The 21,513-nt window shown below is 54.8% G+C and carries 19 protein-coding genes; 16 read left to right on the forward strand and 3 right to left on the reverse strand.

Annotated elements, in window-relative coordinates; translation table 11 throughout:
* From ACWVCN_RS11370 to ACWVCN_RS11390, 5 genes are all read left to right on the forward strand, one after another.
* Positions 1–1,038, forward strand: a 1,038-nt coding sequence (locus tag ACWVCN_RS11370; protein WP_455245841.1) for a proton-conducting transporter transmembrane domain-containing protein, incomplete at its 5' end; no start/stop codon positions are given.
* Positions 1,039–1,043: 5 nt separating this feature from the next.
* Positions 1,044–2,606: an NADH-quinone oxidoreductase subunit M gene (locus tag ACWVCN_RS11375; RefSeq protein WP_455245843.1), complete on the forward strand. Its 1,563-nt coding sequence runs from the start codon at positions 1,044–1,046 to the stop codon at positions 2,604–2,606.
* Positions 2,603–4,090, forward strand: coding sequence for an NADH-quinone oxidoreductase subunit N (locus ACWVCN_RS11380; protein ID WP_455245844.1), 1,488 nt, complete (start codon positions 2,603–2,605; stop codon positions 4,088–4,090). The genes ACWVCN_RS11375 and ACWVCN_RS11380 overlap by 4 nt, the downstream gene beginning before the upstream one ends.
* A 57-nt stretch (positions 4,091–4,147) precedes the next feature.
* Positions 4,148–5,053 (forward strand): YihY/virulence factor BrkB family protein, encoded by a 906-nt coding sequence (locus ACWVCN_RS11385; protein WP_455245846.1) that lies wholly within the window; start codon positions 4,148–4,150, stop codon positions 5,051–5,053.
* A 119-nt stretch (positions 5,054–5,172) separates the two neighbouring features.
* Positions 5,173–6,609, forward strand: coding sequence for a hypothetical protein (locus tag ACWVCN_RS11390; RefSeq protein ID WP_455245847.1), 1,437 nt, complete (start codon positions 5,173–5,175; stop codon positions 6,607–6,609).
* Between the two features lie 27 nt (positions 6,610–6,636).
* On the opposite strand, the gene ACWVCN_RS11395 is transcribed toward ACWVCN_RS11390, so the two are convergent.
* Positions 6,637–7,794, reverse strand: a complete 1,158-nt coding sequence (locus ACWVCN_RS11395; RefSeq protein WP_455245848.1) for a site-2 protease family protein — start codon at positions 7,792–7,794, stop codon at positions 6,637–6,639.
* A gap of 158 nt (positions 7,795–7,952) precedes the next feature.
* Between ACWVCN_RS11395 and ACWVCN_RS11400 the strand changes: the two genes are divergently transcribed.
* The 6 genes from ACWVCN_RS11400 to ACWVCN_RS11425 all read left to right on the forward strand — a co-directional run bounded on the left by ACWVCN_RS11400 (position 7,953) and on the right by ACWVCN_RS11425 (position 15,219).
* Entirely contained in the window at positions 7,953–8,606 is a 654-nt protein-coding gene (locus ACWVCN_RS11400) for a polysaccharide deacetylase family protein (RefSeq protein WP_455245849.1), read from the forward strand.
* 8 nt (positions 8,607–8,614) lie between these two features.
* The gene (locus ACWVCN_RS11405; RefSeq protein WP_455245851.1) at positions 8,615–9,076 is read left to right on the forward strand and encodes an N-acetyltransferase family protein; all 462 of its coding nucleotides are present in this window, start codon (positions 8,615–8,617) and stop codon (positions 9,074–9,076) included.
* 69 nt (positions 9,077–9,145) lie between these two features.
* Positions 9,146–9,544 (forward strand): VOC family protein, encoded by a 399-nt coding sequence (locus ACWVCN_RS11410; RefSeq protein ID WP_455245852.1) that lies wholly within the window; start codon positions 9,146–9,148, stop codon positions 9,542–9,544.
* Between the two features lie 93 nt (positions 9,545–9,637).
* On the forward strand, positions 9,638–10,507 hold the full coding sequence (gene dapF / locus ACWVCN_RS11415) for a diaminopimelate epimerase (RefSeq protein WP_455245853.1): 870 nt from the start codon (positions 9,638–9,640) through the stop codon (positions 10,505–10,507).
* A gap of 49 nt (positions 10,508–10,556) precedes the next feature.
* Positions 10,557–12,410: an excinuclease ABC subunit UvrC gene (gene uvrC / locus ACWVCN_RS11420; protein WP_455245854.1), complete on the forward strand. Its 1,854-nt coding sequence runs from the start codon at positions 10,557–10,559 to the stop codon at positions 12,408–12,410.
* Positions 12,411–12,507: 97 nt separating this feature from the next.
* Complete coding sequence (locus ACWVCN_RS11425) at positions 12,508–15,219, forward strand: sensor histidine kinase (protein ID WP_455245856.1); 2,712 nt, start codon at positions 12,508–12,510, stop codon at positions 15,217–15,219.
* A 55-nt stretch (positions 15,220–15,274) separates the two neighbouring features.
* Here the strand turns inward: ACWVCN_RS11425 and ACWVCN_RS11430 are convergent, their stop codons facing one another.
* Complete coding sequence (locus ACWVCN_RS11430; RefSeq protein ID WP_455245857.1) at positions 15,275–16,624, reverse strand: OmpP1/FadL family transporter; 1,350 nt, start codon at positions 16,622–16,624, stop codon at positions 15,275–15,277.
* A gap of 158 nt (positions 16,625–16,782) precedes the next feature.
* Between ACWVCN_RS11430 and ACWVCN_RS11435 the strand changes: the two genes are divergently transcribed.
* The gene (locus ACWVCN_RS11435) at positions 16,783–17,598 is read left to right on the forward strand and encodes a helix-turn-helix transcriptional regulator (RefSeq protein ID WP_455245858.1); all 816 of its coding nucleotides are present in this window, start codon (positions 16,783–16,785) and stop codon (positions 17,596–17,598) included.
* A 106-nt stretch (positions 17,599–17,704) separates the two neighbouring features.
* Here ACWVCN_RS11435 and ACWVCN_RS11440 read toward each other — a convergent pair whose 3' ends face one another.
* On the reverse strand, positions 17,705–18,394 hold the full coding sequence (locus ACWVCN_RS11440) for an acyl-homoserine-lactone synthase (RefSeq protein WP_455245859.1): 690 nt from the start codon (positions 18,392–18,394) through the stop codon (positions 17,705–17,707).
* Between the two features lie 404 nt (positions 18,395–18,798).
* Here ACWVCN_RS11440 and ACWVCN_RS11445 point away from each other — a divergent pair, with 404 nt between their 5' ends.
* The 4 genes from ACWVCN_RS11445 (at position 18,799) to ACWVCN_RS11460 (ending at position 21,513) form a co-directional block, all read left to right on the forward strand.
* Entirely contained in the window at positions 18,799–19,428 is a 630-nt protein-coding gene (locus ACWVCN_RS11445) for a sensor histidine kinase (RefSeq protein WP_455245860.1), read from the forward strand.
* 28 nt (positions 19,429–19,456) lie between these two features.
* Positions 19,457–20,353, forward strand: a complete 897-nt coding sequence (locus ACWVCN_RS11450) for a sensor histidine kinase (RefSeq protein WP_455245862.1) — start codon at positions 19,457–19,459, stop codon at positions 20,351–20,353.
* 64 nt (positions 20,354–20,417) lie between these two features.
* Complete coding sequence (locus tag ACWVCN_RS11455) at positions 20,418–20,801, forward strand: response regulator (RefSeq protein WP_455245863.1); 384 nt, start codon at positions 20,418–20,420, stop codon at positions 20,799–20,801.
* A 163-nt stretch (positions 20,802–20,964) separates the two neighbouring features.
* Positions 20,965–21,513 (forward strand): TIGR00645 family protein, encoded by a 549-nt coding sequence (locus ACWVCN_RS11460; protein ID WP_455245864.1) that lies wholly within the window; start codon positions 20,965–20,967, stop codon positions 21,511–21,513.

A 21,513-nucleotide genomic window follows, 5' to 3' on the forward strand; every position in this document is an offset into this window, starting at 1 on the left:
ATGGCGGTCGTCGCGATTATCGGCGGCTTGACCATGGTCCTGGGAGCCACCATCGCTCTGACTCAAACGGACATTAAGCGCATCGTCGCTTACTCCACCATGAGCCAGCTCGGCTACATGATGATGGCGTGCGGACTGGGGGCCTATGCCGCCGGCATGTACCATCTCCTTACCCACGGTGCATTCAAAGCTCTTCTGTTCTTGGGGTGCGGCTCGGTCATCATCGCGCTTCATCACGAACAAGACATGCGAAAGATGGGCGGGCTGAAAGACAAGCTGCCCGTAACCTATTGGACGTTTCTCATCGGATCACTCGCGCTGGCCGGCTTCCCGCTCACGGCCGGATTCTTCAGCAAAGACGATTTGCTGGTTTCAGCCTGGTCTGCCGGGACTCTCGGTCAGATACTCACGATCTTCGGCCTCGTGACGGCCCTCATGACGGCCTTTTACAGTTTCCGTTTGGTCTTCGTCACATTTTGGGGTTCCTCGCGCATCGATCACCACCACGCAACCCATGTCCATGAACCTTCCAAAACTATGACGGTGCCCCTGATCATTCTGGCGGCATTGAGCATCGTCACCGGCTATCTGGGCATTCCCGGATTCCTCGAACCGATGTTCGCCACAGAAGGAAATGAGAGCGGACACCACGGGGGTGGCGCCATCATGATCATGATCCTGGCCACGGCGGCGGGATTATTGGGTATTGCAGGGGCCTATTATGTCTACGTGTTGAACCCCTCTCTTCCGGACCGCTGGGCGCAGCAGTGGCGAACGGCCTACCAGCTTTCGCTCAACAAGTGGTACGTGGATGAGGCCTACGATCGCTCCGTCGTGCGTCCTACGTTTACTGCAGCCGATGAACTGTGGAAGCGGGTCGATGTCGCCGTCATTGACGGAGCCGTCAACGGAGTCGCAAGGGCCGTAGCCTGGGGAGGCTGGCTCTTGAGACTTCTTCAAAGCGGCCAAACGCAACATTACGCATTGGGCATGGCGCTCGGCGCCGTCGTACTCATGACGCTCTTCATGGTGATCTAAGGACTATGCAACCCGGCGGATTTCCCTGGCTGACCATGTTGATCCTCCTGCCGCTGGCGGGAGCGGGAGCCCTCTGTTTCGTCAAGGACTCCTCCGCTCGAATCGTCGCGCTCGGGGTAACGCTCGCCGATCTTCTTTTGGCCCTTCCTCTCTGGTGGCTCTTTGACGCGCAATCGAGCCAGATGCAATTCACGGAACATGTCAGTTGGATCACCTCTCCGCCGATCCATTACAGTTTGGGACTCGATGGGATCAGCCTTCCGCTGGTGCTTATGACCGCCGCGTTGATGCCCCTCTGTGTCCTGATTTCCTGGGAATCCATCACCACCAGGGTGCGCAGTTTCATGGCCATGTTGTTGATCATGGAAGCCGCCATGTTGGGTGTTTTCGTCGCTCTGGACTTCGTTCTCTTCTACATCTTCTGGGAGGCGATGTTGATTCCGATGTATCTGCTGATCGGAGTCTGGGGGGGACCGAACAGGATCTATGCCGCGATCAAATTCTTCCTGTATACCCTTGCCGGCAGCGTCCTGCTCCTGGTGGCGATTTTGGTGTTGTATTTCTACGGGGGACACACGTTCGATATCCTGGCGCTCAGCCAGGTCACGTATCCGTCGGCGCTCCAAACCTGGCTCTTCGTGGCATTCTTTGCCGCCTTTGCCGTCAAGGTTCCCATGTTCCCGTTCCATACATGGTTGCCTGATGCCCACGTAGAAGCTCCGACGGCCGGCAGCGTGATCCTGGCGAGTGTCCTCCTCAAGATGGGCACATACGGGTTCTTGCGTTTCAGCTTGCCGATGCTACCGGATGCCAGCCGCGACATGACTCCGCTGATGGCTCTGTTGTCAATCGTGGCGATCATCTATGGCGCCTACATGGCCTTGGCCCAGACAGATTTGAAAAAGCTGATCGCCTATTCCAGCGTGAGCCATATGGGATTCGTCACGCTCGGTCTGTTCGTCTTGAACCAACAGGGCATCGAAGGGGCCGTCTTGCAGATGGTGAACCACGGGATTACGACCGGCGGTCTCTTCTTGTGCGTCGGCATCATTTATGAACGGACTCATAGTCGATTGATCGTGGAAAATGTCGGACTGGCCAAGCCGATGCCGCGGTACGCGACATTGCTCGTCATTTTGGCCCTCTCGTCGCTGGGCCTGCCCGGAACAAATAGTTTCGTGGGAGAATTTCTTGTCCTTGTCGGCACATTTCTGTGGAGCAAAACCGCAACGGCCTTTGCATCGCTGGGGATCATTCTCGCAGCCGCCTATCTCCTCTGGATGATCCAACGGGTAGCCTTCGGTGTGCCCTTACCGCATCATCTGCCCAAGTTGAAGGACTTGACCCATCGTGAGCTCGCCACGTTGCTGCCGCTCGTCGCACTAGTATTCTGGATCGGCTTGTATCCCAACCCCCTGGTCAGCCGCATGCACTCGAGCGTTACGAAGACGTTGGAATCCATGGCTCGTGCGAAGGTGGCCCCGACGGCGCATCCTTCCGCGTCAAAGCCATCGGCGCTCGTCTTGACATCCGGCATCGATCTTCCTCAGCGGGAGATCAAGCCATGACGTCCTACGGCGCCGATCTCCTCGTTATTCTTCCCGAGCTGCTCATCGTTGCGGCAGCCTGCGCAATTCTCGTGCTGGACCCGATCACCCATCCGTCACGAAAAGAACTGCTGGCCTGGCTCAGCCTTGGAACCCTGGCTCTCTGTATCGGTTTAACCGGCGGACAGATCAGTGCGCTCAACGAACGGATCACTGCGTTCAGCGACCTTGTCGTGGTTGACGGATATGCCCGATTCTGGAAGCTGCTGCTTTACGGAGTAACAGGTCTCACGATTTTAATGTCACTTCCCTATCTCAAGGCGGAGCGTCTCCAACTTGGCGAGTACTACGGTTTCATTCTCCTGGCACTCTCCGGCATGTTGGTCATGGTGTCCGGCGCCGACCTTCTGACGATCTACCTTGGGACCGAACTCATGTCCCTGTCCCTCTACGTCATGGCGGGGCTGAAACGATCCTCACCGCGTTCCTTGGAAGCCTCAGCCAAGTATTTCGTACTCGGCGCTTTCTCTTCCGGCCTTCTGCTCTACGGCATCTCTCTGCTCTATGGGCTTGCGGGAAGCACGAAGCTGGCCTCCCTTTCAGCGGCTATCGGCACGAGAGGATTCGAAGATCCTCTGCTCTTGATCGCAACGATCCTGCTGGCGATCGGATTCGGGTTCAAGCTGGCCATCGTCCCGTTCCACATGTGGACACCTGACGTCTATGAGGGCGCCCCGACGTCGGTTACCGCCTTCATGGCCGTCGCCTCAAAAGCCGCCAGCTTCGCCGCGTTTCTTCGCGTCTTCGTCGAAGGGCTTGGTGGCCTCAAGGCTGATTGGTCGAACTTGTTCCTTCTGCTCTGCGTCGTGACACTCATCCTCGGCAACGTCGTGGCGATCATCCAAACCAATATCAAACGCATGCTGGCTTATTCCAGCATCGCGCATGCCGGTTATGCCCTGATCGGTCTGGTTGCCGCCGGAAGAGGCATGGGAGAATCTGGCGGCTCCTCTGGATTGGCCAGTGTCATGCTCTATCTTGCCCTCTATGCCTTCATGACATTGGGCGCCTTTTCCGTCGTCGCGATGTTCCGGAAAGGCGGATTCGAAGGTGAAGAGATTGAGGACTTCACCGGACTGGCCAGGCGGCAACCTCTGGCTGCCTTCTTGATGTTGGTCTTCATGGTCTCACTCGCGGGCATTCCTCCGACAGCCGGATTCATAGGCAAGTTCTACGTCTTCATGGCCGCGGTTGAAGCAGGCCTGACCTGGTTGGCGGTAATTGCCCTCATATTCGCGGCCGTGTCGGCCTTCTACTACTTGAGGGTGGTGATGGTAATGTACATGCGCGAGCCTGACAGTGCCGTCGCCGAACAGCCGGTCGTGATCGAATCCCCCGCTTTATCGATCGTGTTGGCCTGCACGGTAGCGGGCGTCATTATCTTCGGCCTCTATCCCGTTCCGATAATCGACCTCGCGCTGCAATCCGTGCTTTCGTTTAAGTAATCGAGATTCCCTCGTGCATGAGGCCTCTGCACGTGCTAGGCTAGCCCTGACCTGCCCATGATGCCGACTCTGTCCATAGTTTGGCGCATGCTCCTCGACTTGGCCAAGTCATTCCAGCGCCATGGCTGTGCCAGTCTTGCCGGCTCGCTAGCCTTCTTTTCGTTGTTATCGTTGTTCCCGCTCGTCTTCATGCTGCTGTATGGAGTCAGCTTCGTGGTGAGTCATGAGGTGATCGGCGAGCAGTTTCTCCTGAGTTTCTTGAAGGGATTCCTTCCGTCATTGGGCGACGAATTAGCAGAAGAGCTCCATCGGATCAGCGGGCTTGAAAGCGTCCGCTGGGTCGTATTCCTCTCATTCGTGTGGTTCGGCAGCCTGGTCTTCTATGAGTTGGATTATGCGCTGAATGTCGTCTTCGACTGCTCAAGGCGTCGCCATCCGCTAATCTCGACGGCGATTTCAGTCGCGTTACTCGGTGCCACAGGGATTCTTCTGATCCTTTCCTATGTAGCCACGCAGAGCATCAATTTACTGATCGGTTATCTCCCGAACCTATGGGGCCTTGATCTTGTCGCGTTAACGGCACATGATTTTCTTCTCACGTACACTCTCCCATTTGTATTGGCGTTCCTCTCTGTTACCTGCCTGTATCGGTTCGTCCCTCGACGCCAACCGCAGTGGCGTCAAGCCATGGTGGGAGCCCTGACGTTCGCCCTGCTCTGGGTCTCAGCAAAACTGCTGTTCATCACATATGGTGAATATGCGACGATTTATGTCCGGCTCTACGGCTCCCTCCTTGAAATCGTGATACTTCTGCTATGGGTGTACTATTCCGCCGCGATGCTCTTGCTGGGAGCCGTGGTGACCCGGCAACTCCTCCGCGAGCGAGACGAGAGCCGTTCAATGGCGCCGGTACAACCGACCCTTTTCGAGAAGCCCCAAACTGTTCCCGACTACTCCGAGTAGTTTCTCCCCTTTTCCTGGCGCGGCCATGCCTTCCAGGCTAAAATTCCTCTGCTAACGCCTCCGGAGAAGCCGTTCAATCTTCATGATGACAAGTCAAACCCGACAGACAGGTAACAGGCATGGTAGATAAGGACACCCTCACCATTATGGGGGCCATTGCCGGCACCATCGCCGCTGTCCTCACGACATTCGAACGAATCATGAATTTACGTGACCGTTTCTCCTCCGCAGGCGAAGGGGAGTCGGAATCGAAACCACCGGATGATTCCGTCAATGCATCCCCGAACCGCTGGGGTTTCCTTCAGAAATTGGGCCCTGCTCCCACGTACCTGGTGTTCAACGAAATCCTCGTCATTGCCGCTGTCGGAACGGTCCTGAACTACCTAGGATTGCTGGTAGGACACCGATTGGAAAGCATCTTGTTTTTAGACATGGTCGGCACGGCTTTCGTAGCATTTTTGCTTGGGCCCTGGTGGGGAGCGTCGGTCGCGCTGATCACAAATTCGTTGGTGAATTGGTTACTCTATCCAGGCCCCGGCGCGGATCTTGTCATTTTTCCCTGGTCTCTCGTGAACATGACAGGAGGATTTCTGTGGGGTTGGATGGGGCGTAGCAGACAGTTCAGCCTGTACCTGAAAACCGGCCATGCCTCAATCGTAAGTCACATCTGGTTCCTCTTTACATTCGGCGTACTGGCTGCCTGTGTCATGAGCATACCGGGCATGTTCGTTGAGCGCGTTGTCCGGCAATCTCCTCGAATAGAACTCAGCGATGGCCTGATCACTTTTCTCGGTATCGCGGCCGATCAATGGCAGGACCGGTTGAGCAGTTACTTGGAACTTTTTGCCGGACCAGCGGTCGCTCAAGGTTTCGGCTTCGCGTTTCTGGACTGGATTGAGACCTGTATCAGATACATTCCGGACAAAACCGTCAGTGTAGCCATCGCGTTAATAGTTCTGAAACGCGGGTTCCCGCTCTTCGAACAAGAACTGGTCCACGGCCATACCGCTGGTACGCCCCCGCGCGACAACCGGTTGGCTCCGCTCGTATTGGCGCTCTTGTATGCTCCATCATTCGGAATTCTTATCTTCGAGCATTCTTACATCGGCCAGCATTTTTGGCCCCTTTGGTCCGCCCCGTGGCTTGTCATCGCCGCGGGATACTTCCTGCTTCAACTTTACGGAGATCCTGACGAGGCTATCCACGAAGCGAGGAAGGAACGAATGGACCGCTATCAGGCTGTTCTGACGCCCATACGGTCTCAACCCGTCTTCCACTTTTCCCAGCGGCTCACCGTGGCCATGCTGATTGCCAGCACCATCTTCGCCATATTCATGCCCATCATGCTCGCGGACTTCTCCGCCATCGCCTTCAACTTCTTTTGCGTGGTTTATGGGTCGTTGTTGGTCCTGCATCTGACACGCGTCATCGTGTCGCAAAATCTTTCACTGGTTCTCTCTTCGCCAAACGCGTGGGGAATTTCCCATGAAGAAGACGACGAAGGCACGCCATCCCGCACCGTCCGCCTGGCGAAACGACGCGCTGCCAGACGTTGACTTTCGTCATTCTCCAGCCAACGCGTGTTAGCGCGCCCGCTTGTGCAATTGGAGAAATTGCGCGAATGCTGACCGTGTGACCAATCCAACCGTCTGATCATCCTCGACGACGACGAGTCGGTCCCAACCGGTTTGTGCCATCCGTTCCATCGCTTGCATGATCGACCAATCCGGCGGAATAAACAGCATCGGTGATGCTGGATGCATGACATCCCTCACCGTTCGCCAGGCCCATAGACTCTGGGGAATGGCCTGTACGTCTTCGACGGAAAGGAGGCCGACGATCCGTCCTTCATCCGAAACCGGGAAACCACCGTACCCATAGGCAACGAAGAACTCGTCGACGGCAGCTTGAACAGTTGTATGCAAAGGGATGGTGACGACGGCACGAATCATCACGTCGCGTACCAGCGCCGTGGATAGGGCCGTTTGAATTGCAACCTGCCGCCTTGTGCTCCACGCAGCGCCAAATAGAAATGCTCCGATAAAGATCAGCCAGCCCCCATTTCCGGCAGTGGAAGGGTCGAACAGACCGGCGATCGCACCTCCGAGAAGCAGCGCGCCAAAACCTCCGAGGAGAACTCCGAACGACAAACCTATGAAAGCCGCCTGGCTGGTTGCCCGGTTGAAGTTCTTTCCCCAAGCCCATAGACCAGCGCGTAAAGCCCGGCCGCCGTCAAGCGGAAAGCCAGGAATCAGATTGAAAAGACCCAGCACGACGTTGTTGAATCCGAGCAACCCCCCGAGAACGACGAATCCATGCCCTGCGGCAGGTAAAAACACAGCCTCGACAGCCACGGCTAACCCAAAACAGAAAGCGCCAATTGCAAAACTGACCACAGGTCCGGCAATGGCGATCAGAAATTCTGCCAGCGGACTCGGCGGCTCCTTCCTCATATGGGCTACTCCACCGAAGAGAAAAAGCGTGATTTGGCCGATTGGAATGCGATACCGGAGGGCAACATAGGAATGCCCGAGTTCGTGCAAGAGAACAGAGAAGAACAACAAGAGAGCGGCAACCGCGCCCATACCCCAATAGCGTATTCCTGACTGTCCCGGCAGGGCTTCCGGCAAATATCCGGTCGCCAGGGTCCAAGTCACGAAGATGAAGACGAGAAACCACGATGCATGCACCCTGATGGGGATACCCAAGGCCCGTCCGATTTCCCATGCCGGCAAGCTCATAGAGGAACCGTATCAATGCCGCGATCTGACCGTCAACCATCCACACGGATCTTTTAGGAACGAGACTGCTCGGACTTCGGTTATACGTTATACTATGACTCATGTGTCGCAGGCTTTACCACTTTCTAATTCTATTCTTCTTGTGGCAGATTACACCCTTGATTGCACCCGACAGCCAGGCGCAAGTCATTACATCCGGGCCTCCTGCTTGTCACAATATCGCGCTCACCTTCGATCTCTGTCCGGTCCGAAAAGGAACGGGCTACGACAAAGCTCTCGTGGATTATTTAGTTGAACGCGAGATTCCAGCAACGTTCTTTATGTCCGGCCAATGGATCACCAGGCATGCTCCGGAGGTCGAGCAACTCCTCGGAATCGCATTTTTTGAGATCGGCACCCACGGCCAAGTCCATGCGCACCTCCCTATGCACAACGCCGACGAGCAAAGAAAAGAAATCCTGGGACCAGTGAAATTACTGAGCGAGCACTACTCCCGTGCCACAAAACTGTTTCGCCCGCCTTACGGAGAATATGACAGCACCACCGTCGATATCGTCAATAACCTCAATCTCAAGTTCATTCAATGGAACATCGAGTCCGGCGATCCGGATCCCACGCTCCCAGCCGACCAGATCGTCGCCCGCATCGCAAAGCGCGCCAGGCCGGGGAGCATCATCGTGCTGCATGCCAACGGAAAAGGGAAGGAGACTCGCCAAGTCATCCAACAACTCATGCAGGATGTGCTCCCACGGAAAGGACTTACACCCGTGACAGTGAGCGAACTCCTCTCGTGCGCTCAGCCAAAGCAATGAACCTCCCGATGATCAGGCTTATGCGACCGGAAGACCGTGACGCCGTGGTTTCACTGCTCACGGATTCCGACCCCTGGAAAACACTCGGCTACTCGCATAACGACTGGGAAAGGGTCTTCTGTCCGATACCGCAAGGGCGGGAAAGTTTCGTCGCCGAAACGGATGGGGGCCTCGCCGGCATAGCGATCGTTCGCGAGAAATTTCTCCTCGGGGATTACCTGGAACTGCTTGGTGTCGCAGTGTGGGCAAGAGGCAAGGGGGTCGGCGGAGCACTGGTGGCCCATGTCGAATCATTGGTGTTCGGGAGGACCAAGAATCTTTTCGCCTGTGTATCAGATTTCAACAAGGCCGCCCGTGACTTTTACCGCAAGCAAGGGTTTGAGGAAATCGGCCCCATGCCGAATTTCTTAATTCCTGGCAGTGCCGAGATTCTCTTAAGGAAATCGGCAGGGCCGGCCAGGCAGAGCTGACAGACAAATCCTTTTTGCGACTCTCGGCTCTTGCCATCACCTCTAAGCTCTCTGCTATAAGTGGTACCTATGAGAGTAAAGAAACTCCTGCATACTCGCATGCGCGTCAGCGACATGGACCGGACGGTCTCATTCTACCGCGACGTGTTGGGCCTTGAGGTCATTGAGCGAAAGACTTCCCCTCGGGGCTCCCATCTCGCCTTCCTGCAAGTGCCGAACAGCGACGAGTTGATCGAGCTCTGTAGCTTTCCCCCGAGCGGTCCGGTCAAGGTGCAGGAAGATCTTGTCCATCTGGCCTTCCAAGTCGAGAGCATCGACGAGACGATCGCTGCATTGAACGACAAAGGTGTCAAGATTACCGACGGACCCACGACAACTTCTTCCGGCAGCCGCTTCATTTTTATCGATGCTCCGGACGGCTACGAGGTCGAATTGATCGAACGGCCGGCCGGCGTAAAGATTGTCTAGCACCTCTTTCCTCTTTTCCTCACGGCCGTCTTCATGGTACGTTCGCCCCCCTGAAAGATCTTTTCACTTCGACTTCACGTTTTGGAGCTCGGCATGAAGAACGGGTTTTTCCGCGGTCATGGTTTAGGTAACGACTACGTCGTCATGGACCCGAAAGAACTTAGCTTCAAACTGAAGCCAACAAATGTCGCACTCATCTGCAATCGAAACTGGGGATTGGGCAGCGACGGGATCCTTGCCCTCGTGCCGTCGAAGAAAGCCAATTTCGGCCTCCGGATTTTTAATCCTGACGGAAGCGAAGCGGAAAAATCGGGCAACGGGCTTCGTATTTTTGCGCGCTACCTCCATGCCACAGGTAAGACCAAAAAGAAGCACTTTACCGTGGAAACCAAAGGCGGCATCGTCACGATCGACCTGCACATTGATCGCCACGGCGATGCCAGTGCCGTCACGGTCGAAATGGGCCAGGCTACGTTCAAACCATCTGCATTGCCCTGTTCGCTCATCGCAGAAGAATTGATCCAGCAGCCGATAGAAGCAGCCGGACGGTCTCTGCACTTCACAGGCGTCAGTGTCGGCAATCCCCATTGCGTCGTGTTCAAGAAGGCAGGAGAGACCTGGTCGCGTGAAGACCTCCTGTCCCTCGGACCGGCGCTGGAGAACCATGCGTTATTCCCAAAGCGCACGAATGTCCAGCTGGCGGTGCCGACCGGTCAAAAGGAAATCTTCATTCTGATTTGGGAACGGGGTGCCGGCGAGACCCAGGCTTCCGGATCGTCCTCATGTGCCGCCGCCAGCGCTGCAGTGCGACTCGGCCTGGTCAAGAGCCCGGTGACCGTCAAGATGCCGGGAGGAACATTGAACATCGACGTGGCCTCGGACTTCAGCCTGACGATGAAAGGCCCGGTGGCCGAAGTGGCACGGGGGACGTTGAGCCCTTCCTTCCTCCGTTCCCTCAACTAGCAGGCGTCTCTGCCTTGCCCGATGCGGAGTATGCCTCGTAGAATGAGGCATGCTTTCGGATAACGCTATCCTCCAGTCGAAGCTGGCTCATCTCCCCGATCAGCCGGGTGTGTATCTCTTCAAGGATCCATCCGGCGAAATCCTCTATATCGGCAAAGCCGCAAGGCTCGCTGACCGTGTGCGGTCCTACTTTCTCAAGAGCGCAGACCACACACCCAAAACAGCGTTGCTCGTCAGCCAGATTGCCGACCTGGAAACCATGGTCACGCGCTCCGAGCTCGAGGCGCTGATCCTCGAAAGCAATCTCGTCAAACGCCATCGCCCTCGATTCAATGTCGTGTTACGGGATGACAAGCAGTATCCCTATCTCCGCCTCCCGATCAGGGAGCCTTTCCCCCGGCTCTCGATCGTCCGCCGTGTCCAGAAGGACGGAGCCCTCTATTACGGTCCCTACACCCCTTCCGGCGCGCTCCGCGAAACCTTGAAAGTCATCAAACGAACCTTTCCCCTGGCAACCTGTACGATCGATATCGACGGCAAGGCGGAACGCGCATGCCTGGAATTCGAAATTAAACGCTGCATGGCTCCCTGTACAGGCCATCAATCCCAGGAGGACTATCAAAAGATCGTCGGGCAGGTTCGTCAATTCCTGGAAGGGCGGGACCGGGAGCTGCTCGACGATCTGCGAGGTCAGATGGAAGCAGCGGCCGAGCGGGAAGACTATGAGGAGGCGGCTAGACTTCGAGACCGTCTGTTCAAGATTGAGCGAACCCTTGAACGACAACGCATCACGCAAACGACTGCAGCCGATCAGGACGTTATTGGTATCGCCCGACAGGGTTCAGCCGTCGATCTTCAATTACTGTTTGTGCGCGGAGGGCTCTTGATCGGACGGAAGGATTTCTTTTGGCCTCAATCGGCGGACGCTCCGGATGATGAACTGACGAGATCCGCCATCGAGCAATTTTACAATAAAGACGGCCAACCTCCGCGTGAGCTCTTACTCCCCCTTGACATACCCGACGCTGATCTCATCGCTCGCTGGCTCTCGGAAAAGCGAGGAGAACCGGTGCGCGTGGTATCCCCGGAACGAGGGACGAAACATCAGCTCGTGTTGCTGGCGGAAGAAAACGCCGCCGCAGCGATCGCTGAACAGCTGAGAGGCGTTGAGACTGACCGCCAAGCCATTGAGGAACTCAGACGCTTACTTCGTTTGGAGAGGCCTCCGCGCCGTATCGAAGGCTTCGACATTTCCAATACGATGGGCAACCAATCCGTCGCATCAATGGTGGTATGGGAGGAAGGCCGGATGAAGAAAACGGACTATCGGCGATTCAAGATCGAAACAGTTCAAGGAGCCAACGATTTCGCCAGCATGCAGGAAGTTGTCGCACGTCGCTACGGCAGGACGGAAGATCTTGCGCGGCCCGATCTCGTCTTGATCGACGGAGGAATCGGTCAGCTGACAGCCGCCCTGGAAGGCCTCAAGCGCGTCGGAGAGGAGAAATTACCGATTCTCGGTCTCGCGAAAGCACGAGGAGAAAAAGACGAGCGCATTTTCCTCGCCGGTCGAAAGAACCCCATCATATTGAGGCCAAATTCGCCGTCCACCCACCTGCTGCAGCAGATCAGAGATGAAGCCCATCGATTTGCGGTCACTTTTCACCGCAAGCTACGCAGCCGGGCACTCCTAACATCCCAACTGGATCAGATTATCGGGATCGGAGCGATACGACGCGCAACGTTGTTGAAGCGATTCAGGACCTTGGAAGGGATCATGGCTGCATCGGACGAGGAACTGTGCAAATCCGGGTTGACAACTCAATCAATTCGAGCACTTCGAGCACTTCGAGCGCTTCCCTCCAGTAAGCCACCCCCCAGCCCTGCATCAGAGCAGAAGTGAACTGCCCCCGTCCCACATCGACAACTCGTGCGCCGTGCTCTAGCTTTTTTGAAACAAACCCCTATATCCTACTGGCCAATAATTGCTCGAGGGGCTCGTGAGGAGACAGACCCGTTCCCCGTCCGAACTTGCCGACGAGGTGGAACGACTCCGCAAACGCATCGACCAATTGGAACGAGAACGGGTGGAACAGGCAGAACACCCGTCCTCCCGTTCCCACCCGTCCGCTGAACATTTCAAACTCCTCTATGAAGATACACCGTCCATGTCGTTTGCCCTTGATCCAACCGGCATGGTCCTTTCCGTCAACCGCTTCGGCGCCGAACAGTTGGGCTATACCCCCGAGGAACTGATTGAGCGGTCGATCCTCCTCGTCTTCGACCCGGCAGATCACGAAACGGTACGCAGTCAACTACGTCTCTGCGCCGAGAATCCTTACAAAATTTTCCAATGGGAAATCCAGAAGGTTCACCGGAACGGTCGCCGTTTCTGGGTTGGAGAAACTGCACGGGCGGTCCGAAACGACGCAGGCCAATTGATCATCCTCGTATTGTGTGAAGACATTTCGGCAAGGAAAACCGCGGAAGCTATCTCTCGAAGCGTGACGGAACAGCTGAAGGCACTCATCCGCACTTCCCCGCTTGCCATTGTGGCCCTCGATCCGACAGGCGAGCACATCACGTTATGGAACCAGGCGGCGGAAGCGATGTTTGGCTGGTCCAAAAAGGAGGTGTTGGGAAACCGTGCACCGTTCCTTCCCATGGATAGCCAGGACCATTCGAATGATCTTTACGGCAAATTGATCAAGAATGGGCAACTCCGAGGGGAGGAACTCCATCGGGTGAAGAGGGACGGCACTCCTATCATTCTTTCCTTGTGGGCTACGGTCATTCAAGATCAAAAGGGCCATGTCATCAGCACCTTCGGGCTGATCGAAGACATCACCGCGCGTAAACAAGCCGTTGAGGCGCTGCAGAAAAGCGAATCACGCTTCCGAGAACTCGCGGAAACCGTCGAAGAGGTGTTCTGGTCTGCCGACCCTTCCATCGGGACTATGCTCTATATCAGCCCGGCCTACGAACGCGTGTGGGGGCGGACTTGCGCCAGCCTGTATGAACACCCAAAGTCTTTTCTTGATGCCATCCATCCAGACGACCGCAGGCGCGTTGAGGCCAACCTTTCTGTCCAGCAGGATGGTCTCCCCTTCGCTCATGAATACCGAGTAGTTCGGCCTGACGGCACAATCCGATGGGTGTGGGATCGGGGCTTTCCCGTTCGAAATCACGAAACAGGACGCATTACTCACTATGTGGGTGTCGCCCTTGATATCACCGGCCGTAAGCAGGCCGAGCAGGAATTGAGATTAGTCCGTGAGCGGCTTCAGCATCTCCTGGCCATGAGTCCTTCCGTCATTTATTCGTGCAAAGCCTCCGGAGATTACGCTGCGACATATGTCAGCGAAAACATTCTCGATCAGATGGGATACCTGGCGCATGAGTTCACCGATGATTCGTCGTTCTGGATGTCCCGCATCCACCAGGACGACAAAGCACGCGTGGTCGCTTCACTGACCGATCTTTTCGCACGCGGTTCCCAAGTCCTTGAATACCGTTTCCTACACAAGGACGGCACCTACCGATGGATGCACGATCGGGTCAAGCTAATTCACGACGCCTCAGGCGACCCCGTAGAAATTATCGGTTCTTGGATTGACATTACTGATCAAAAGCAGGCGGAAGAAGCCTTACGCTGCAGCGAAGAACGATTCAGCAAAGCGTTTCGGTCCAGCCCGCACCCCATCGTCATCACAGAGCTGGAGTCCGGACGTTGCATTGAAGTGAACGACGCTTCGCTTGAATTGTTCGGCTTTACACGCGATGAGGTCATAGGACAAACGACGCTCTCGTTGGGAATCTGGCCGACTCCGGACGACCGGCAGCAGTTATTCGACCAGATTACTAGGGAGGGGTCCGTTCGAAACCTGGAACGCACCTTTTATACGAAAGACCGCTCCACACGTCGCTGCCTGGTCTCCTGCGAATTGATCGAACTGAACGGGGTGAAATGCGTCGTCACAGTCGGCACCGACATCACGGAACAAACCCGCGCCGCCGAGGCGCTCAGACGAAGCGAGTTGGCTGTCCGTCTGGCTTTCGAAGAGCGTGAACGGCTCAGTCAGGACCTGCATGATAACCTACTCCAATCACTCTATGCCGTGGGAATGGGGCTTGAGGTAACCAAGCAAAAGATCCCCCGATCTTCTCCGACCAATGTGAAAAGACTTGAGGATTCCGTCACCCAATTGAACGGCGTTATTCGGGATCTCCGTGGATTTATTCCTCGTATGGCAGTTCCCGCCGCCACAGTAGAAGGATTAGCGGATGGATTGCGATCACTCGCTCAATCTTTTACCTCAACCGGTAGCGGTTCCATTGCCATCTCCATCGACGAGATCGCCGCTAACCCCCTGTCTCCTGAGCAAGGGATCCAAGTACTCGCCATCGCGAAAGAAGCTTTGAGCAATAGTATGCGACACAGCAAAGCTGCCAAGAGGAGTTTATCTCTCAGTCAAAACCAGCGAGGGTCTCAGCTGAAGATCGAGGATAACGGGGTCGGCTTTACCGTTAACAACAGGCGTTTTCATGGCATGGGGATCAAGAACATGAGAGCCAGGGCACGAAAGCTCGGAGCTAAACTATCAATCGTATCCGCTCGGGGGAAGGGCACGCGAGTCACGCTCATGATTCCGATCGACAATACATCGGTCGAGGCTTTGCCACTGGTTTCCTTACCCGGAGGCTTCAATTGAAGAAGATGTGAGAAAATATCGAGGTCGACTCGTCTAACAGAGGGTCCTCGGCGGTTCAAAACTGAAATTTAAAGCTGACGACCCCGACATGCACATAGGCATGGTACGTTCCGTTCACGGTGGGATTGAGATTTCCTGTAACCAGGAAAGGTTCATAGATCCATGCCTGGTAGGCAACATCGAGTCCTATCGCTTTTGTGAGGGCACTCCCCTTGCCGGAGCAGGGCAGAACCCCGGCGAATCGTCCAGCCCCTTTGCACAAGACGCTCCCACCCAATGAAATCGTATGGGCTGATAAGGAAGCGACTGCTGGATTGAACGTCACAGCCGGGACGGGGTTTTCAGTTCTCGTATAACCTGAACGCACCGCAATCTCCCACTGGGGAAGCCATTGGGGCTCGAGCCATTTGTATTCGGTTCCGACCGCAATGACCGGAACGGTTTTCCACTGTTGGGGTTGGGGGATGATCGCTCCATTTGATAGTGAAACATCCAGATTTCTGAGGGACTTCCACCCGACATATTCGACATCGAGTTCAAGCTTCCACTCATTCTTGCGATCGCGAATCGGCCACACCGCTACCCCGCCTCTGTAAATCTGGGGCAGCACAAGATTTGCGGTCGCATCGGCCACCTTTGCCCCGTTCACGAAGAAACCTCCACTCAGAGGGATCACACTTTGACTTGTGTACACCAATCCGATTGAAGCCAAAGGCTTCCCCTCGTCATTGCGTAAGGGTGTGTAGAGGAGACTGGCAGTAAATCCTGCGCCTGTACCCCTCCCGTTCAATTCAGCAGTCATACCCCCGGGAAGAACGAATCGTTGCTCGATGTGACCTTCCCCAAGAAAACTAGCAAACGTGTAGATGTCCGCACTCAACCCAACGGCAATTGAATCATTGAGCTTATAGGCAACCGTCGGTTTGATATCGATCAGAGGCAACGTAGCGGATGTCACCGCCGTGTTGAAAGGCCCGTCAACCGGATAGCGGGTGTTTAGGCCGAATGGCGTCGTCAGCCCAATGCCGACTGTCACGTCGGCCAGCTTTCTCCAACCAAGACTCGCCAGGTTGGCAGTAATATACGTATGGCTGGGTGGAGGGGACACGACACTCCCTCCAAAGTCACCACGCGTATCGATGCCGGCTGAACTCGTATACTTGATCGCCCCGCCCATTAAGGCTGTTCCTGCATAGACTTGAATGCCGTCAACCTGAGTAACCCCGGCCGGATTGAAGTGAATCGCGGAAGCATCGTCCGCTTGTGCCGCGAAGGCATTCCCGAGGCCTGCAGCCGACGCCCCCTGCGGTTGGAATCGTAATGCCTGCGCAACACATAACGTAGGGGGAAAGAGCAGGAGACTGCCAAAGGCTAGAGCTAGAATCAGTCGATACTTGGCGAACATAGAACTCTCACTCCGTACTTTTAAGATTTGAATGTACGCATTTGTCCTACATCGCTCTTGGGAACTGCAATTCCTCACAGGCTCAAGACATCGAATCTTTATTCCATCTGCCATAGAAGGGGCGTATACTACAACCCTCTTCACTTGAGGCACGCCCTATGGAGAATGAAAAAAATAATACTTTCCCGACTCTCCTCTTCGAAGCGCTGCCTAAGAAGGATTGTCAAAATGTTCTAGAAATCGTTCACTACGCAGCCCACGCCGAATCCATCGAGGACATCAAAGATGTCTTCTCGCGTTTCCAGAATTATTTCCCTCTCAATCGACTCCTGGGCGGTCTTGCCCGAATCGGTCCGGATGGTCAGTTCAACGGATTCAGCGAGATCGTTAATGTCAGTTACCCGGACGAATGGCTCTATCTCTACTGGAAAAACGGGTATGCAGACATTGACCCCGTATTCAAAATCGCTTCCAGAAAACCCGGGACGCATGTCTGGTCTCAAGTCTTCGAACGAGCAACCAGTGTGGAGGAACGTGCATTCATCGAGGAGGCTAAACAATTTGGTCTCATCGACGGTGTGACGACAGGTTCGCTTGACCCTGCCTGCGGCCTTGCTTCATTCTGTTCCTTTGCAAGTGGGACGGAGGTGGAAGCCGAAACGTACGCGCCTCTTGTCGAATACGTGAGCAACCATATACATCTTGCCTTGTTGCGGACCGGACGCAAAAACGCCCCTCCGACGGACAAATGCATCAATTCGCTTTCCCCGAGGGAAGTCACCATTTTGAACTGGATGAGGAATGGAAAAACAAATTGGGAGATCGCGAAAATCCTCGGCGTCACAGAGCGAACGGTTCGTTTCCACGTCGAGAGTATTTTCGCGAAACTCGATGTCAAATCACGATCACAGGCGGTCGCAACTGCGATGGATCACGGTCTACCTGCTCTGATAGGCCTCCCGAGCGCAGTTTGAATCACTATTCACCTTCGTCTCGCCCGCTTAACGACACCTCGTTAGATCTGGCCGTGGCCAAATTGCGGCCGATCGTCCAAGGCAACAATTCTGACGCCTCAAATTCCTAGCGCTCGATCAGCATGTCCGCTTCTCGCTCTTGAGAAGCACTGATCACTCCAAGCCAAGCCGCTAGTTCAGGTCTGTGCGCCAATGCTTCTCGCCGGAACTCTTCAAGATCTAATATGGCTGCCACAGACGGGACATCCGCAGGAGGCAACGCCACAGGAGTGCCGATCGGAACGCATGGCCAACCCATTCGCCGGACTACCCGTAGCAAGCGATGCTCCACTACCATGTAGGTAAAGCGGACGGCGTGGAGACCGCACCACAGGTACATGCCTTTGAACGTGGTGCGCAGCAACAGGGTGGAAAGTTTCCCGTCCAAAATGCCCGGGTCTACTGTCAACCGTGTTATTTCGGCGGTATCCGTATTCTTACGGAGCATATGTGTTCCGACCAGACAGGCACTAAATTCGTTCTCCATCATGAACGGCAACGGCGCATGTATCATCCGAACAGTTGCGAGAATCCTCCCCGAGCCGGCAAACACTCCGATCGATGTACTCCAACTGTCGTAGACATCCGATTCGAGCCGGCCCCCTGTTTCCGGAACCCATCGCAACCGCTCTGCAAACACCCGGTGGCGTAGTTGGTAGGCTTGGCTCAATTCATCTTCAGACTCCAGAGTCTTGACTATTAATTCTCCTTCCCGAAACGACAGCGGCTTCGACTCCATCACCACCTGTTGGCTCATAGAACCCTCCTTGCGGATAAAGTGGATGCCCTCCCTCGTGGGCTGAATGGTCACAGGATTACCACCATTTCGTCACCTGGCGGATCCGCCAGGTGACCAAGTTCGAACATTCAGCTAGATTTCTTTTAGGTACGTTGAGTTTTGTTTCCAGTTTGTACGGGCAATTTTGAGTGGACGGAGGGGATTTGGTGGCAAGAAACTATCAGGATTTCTCAGTATATGAGGGCCTTCTGGACTCTTCTAAGACGCAGGCGCTTTATCCGGTGCAAACTTCCGACTCATCGTGTAGCGACGGATCCCACGAGAATTTTCCTGCTAACGGAAAGAGATGGCGAGACGAACTGGGGCTGGCGTTGGTGGCAGCAGAAGAGCGCCTTTCCGTTCTTCTTCAAGACAGGAAACGCATGGGCCGGGCACTCTCTTGCGACGTGTTGCAGGTGCTGTATTCCATAGGTCGATTTCTCCAAGCAAATCCGGCGCCTTGTGTTCAGAACGATAGCCAACCCAGTCTCTATAAATACCTTCTAGCCAAACAGCTGGACCGGGTAGCTCAAAGTCTGCGACGAAATATCCAGCAAATTGAATCTGGTGTGATTGCGCGGGTTTCCCTTCCCTCCGAGATCAGGAAGTTGATTTCTGCCTGTACATCGAATGGTTGTCTGTCCATTCAGCTCGATATCAAACAGGAGGCATTGACCTACTTGACCCAAGAGGAAGAGGAGGAACTGCTGACGGTGACGCGAGAAGCGTTAAACAACTGCGTCCGCCACGCCCAAGCCTCCAAAGTGACGATTTCCCTGAAAGCCACCGGAAACCTCATCACGCTGGCCATCGGAGATGATGGAAAAGGCTTTTTACTTTCGCCTCCACCGGCAAGCGGTTTTGGGTTGATGACCATGGCTGCCAAAACGGAAAAGATCGGTTGGCATTTCGCGATCGACTCACGAATCGGCCGCGGCACGGTCGTCAAGGCGGAGCACATAATGAGTCCTCTCCCGCCCACGTTCGAGCACGCTGACACAAAAACCTATTGAAATATATTCATGGAGTCATGAGGTACCAATGAAACCCCTTGCTCAATCAAAACCGCCGCTTTCGGTAAAAGAACAACCACCGATTACTTTTCCGCTCGCCAAATCCCAGAAGCCGAAGGCCCGGCAAGATTTCCCGCCGCCCATTCAGAGCGGCCACCTATCCTCGATCGTAGAAGCACAGGAAGCGGAGCGCCGGAGGATCGCGCGCGAATTACATGACGAATTCGGCCAACAGTTAACCGGTTTGAAATTCGATATAGTGTGGTTACGGAAACGCCTTGCTGTTGAAACATCTTCTGCCTCTACAGGGCTCCTCATCGGAAAAACCGACTCGATTCTCGCTTCCGTCGACGGCCTGATGAGCTCCCTACGGCGGACCGCGACCTCTTTACATCCCAATATCTTGGACGACCTCGGATTCATACCCGCCCTGAAGTCTTTGGTGAGTGATTTCACTATGCGGACCGGAATGGCATGCCACCTTAAGATCGACCAGGAATTGTCTGATTTCGCGCCGGTAGCGGAAGCCTCCACGGCGCTCTATCGGATCGTACAGGAACTCTTAACCAACATCACCAAGCATGCAGGCGCCACCGCAGTAGAAATTGCCATGTCTACAAGGAAGAGTCAGATTCGCCTAAAGGTAACTGATAACGGGAAGGGTATCGCACCGCATCACCTGCGGCAGGTAACTTCATTAGGTCTTCGAGGAATACACGAGCGCGTCTTCACGTTACACGGGACGATTACGATCACTGGAGTTCCGGACCTTGGAACGACTGTTGAGATTACGGTGCCTGTCGCCTCAATGACGAAATCGGGTGACCACGTCAGGAATGGTTCAAACGAACACGTTCCCGGCCTAGACAACCTGCTTGCTGGCAACAGCCGACAGCGGACCTGCGCCACAGCTCCTACAGCTTGACTGAGGCAAAGCGAAGAGTTGTTCGTACGGATTCCGTTTTATTTTATTCAATGAGTGAACCCGCATGACCGTCGTCCTCGCTGATCAAAATTCCACAACTCGAGCCAGATTCAAACGTCGCCTTCAAAAGATCCATGGCATTGCCGTCGTCGGCGAAGCTTCCGAGGTGGAAGAAGTGGCAGCGATGATTTTGAACCGCAAACCGGATCTGGTAATTCTCGACGCCGAACTGAAGAACGGAAGTGGAGTCGATGTCCTTCACCACATCGAACATCTGTCGATTCGCCCCACCGTAATTATGGTCACGTCTCAACCCTCCCAGGAACTGAGATCAGCCTGTGCTATCGCCGGCGCAGATTTTATCTTCGATAAATCACTCGAAGATCATAAAGTTGTTCACGCCATTCGACGCCTCTGCATCCCCGAATCTGGCCTCCTGGAGGCATAAACAGCCGAATCTTCGGTAGGCTGACTCCCATTCCACATCTTTTCAAGCCGTACTCACCGCGCTCTCACAACGATTTGACAGGAGGAAATTTGCCCACTAGGATACGTCCCCCGTCAAGACGGCGATTTCCCGTAACGCGGTTTCACAATCAGCCAGAGGATCTATGACTGAAACTTCTCCTTCTTCGAACAAACCGGTAACGATAAATCAAATTGAAAAAGCTTTTGAAGCCGTTGTGTTTTCCAGCCGCTGGATACAGGCACCTCTGTATGCTGGCCTGATTGTTGCGGAACTCCTTTATGCCTACAAGTTCTTGGTCGAACTTTGGGAAATGGCCATCCATATTCAGCAGCTGAAAGAAACAGAATTCATGCTGGGGGTACTCGGATTGATCGATGTGACCATGGTTGCGAACTTGCTGACCATGGTGGTGATCGGCGGTTATGCGACATTCGTGAGCAAGCTCGAACTCGAAACACACCCCGACCGGCCGGACTGGCTCACCCACGTGGATCCTGGAACCATTAAGATCAAACTGGCGGCTTCCCTGATCGGCATCTCCAGCATCCACCTCCTCAAGGCTTTCGTCGATGTGGCGAATGAAGACCCCGACCATATCAAATGGAAGATCTTCATACACATGACGTTTCTTGGATCCGCAATCCTGCTGGCGTGGACGGACAAGATTATGCAGAAAGAAAAGAAACACTGA

Source organism: Petrachloros mirabilis (assembly GCF_975968855.1).

Coding starts and splice junctions, on each gene's coding strand:
- ACWVCN_RS11455 (WP_455245863.1), top strand. CDS start 20,418: ATGACCGTCGTCCTCGCTGATCAAAATTCCACAACTCGAGCCAGATTC.
- ACWVCN_RS11430 (WP_455245857.1), bottom strand. CDS start 16,624: ATGTTCGCCAAGTATCGACTGATTCTAGCTCTAGCCTTTGGCAGTCTC.
- ACWVCN_RS11390 (WP_455245847.1), top strand. CDS start 5,173: ATGGTAGATAAGGACACCCTCACCATTATGGGGGCCATTGCCGGCACC.
- ACWVCN_RS11450 (WP_455245862.1), top strand. CDS start 19,457: ATGAAACCCCTTGCTCAATCAAAACCGCCGCTTTCGGTAAAAGAACAA.
- ACWVCN_RS11385 (WP_455245846.1), top strand. CDS start 4,148: ATGATGCCGACTCTGTCCATAGTTTGGCGCATGCTCCTCGACTTGGCC.
- ACWVCN_RS11435 (WP_455245858.1), top strand. CDS start 16,783: ATGGAGAATGAAAAAAATAATACTTTCCCGACTCTCCTCTTCGAAGCG.
- uvrC (WP_455245854.1), top strand. CDS start 10,557: ATGCTTTCGGATAACGCTATCCTCCAGTCGAAGCTGGCTCATCTCCCC.
- ACWVCN_RS11380 (WP_455245844.1), top strand. CDS start 2,603: ATGACGTCCTACGGCGCCGATCTCCTCGTTATTCTTCCCGAGCTGCTC.
- ACWVCN_RS11395 (WP_455245848.1), bottom strand. CDS start 7,794: ATGAGCTTGCCGGCATGGGAAATCGGACGGGCCTTGGGTATCCCCATC.
- ACWVCN_RS11410 (WP_455245852.1), top strand. CDS start 9,146: ATGAGAGTAAAGAAACTCCTGCATACTCGCATGCGCGTCAGCGACATG.
- ACWVCN_RS11460 (WP_455245864.1), top strand. CDS start 20,965: ATGACTGAAACTTCTCCTTCTTCGAACAAACCGGTAACGATAAATCAA.
- ACWVCN_RS11375 (WP_455245843.1), top strand. CDS start 1,044: ATGCAACCCGGCGGATTTCCCTGGCTGACCATGTTGATCCTCCTGCCG.
- ACWVCN_RS11445 (WP_455245860.1), top strand. CDS start 18,799: ATGGGCCGGGCACTCTCTTGCGACGTGTTGCAGGTGCTGTATTCCATA.
- dapF (WP_455245853.1), top strand. CDS start 9,638: ATGAAGAACGGGTTTTTCCGCGGTCATGGTTTAGGTAACGACTACGTC.
- ACWVCN_RS11405 (WP_455245851.1), top strand. CDS start 8,615: ATGATCAGGCTTATGCGACCGGAAGACCGTGACGCCGTGGTTTCACTG.
- ACWVCN_RS11440 (WP_455245859.1), bottom strand. CDS start 18,394: ATGAGCCAACAGGTGGTGATGGAGTCGAAGCCGCTGTCGTTTCGGGAA.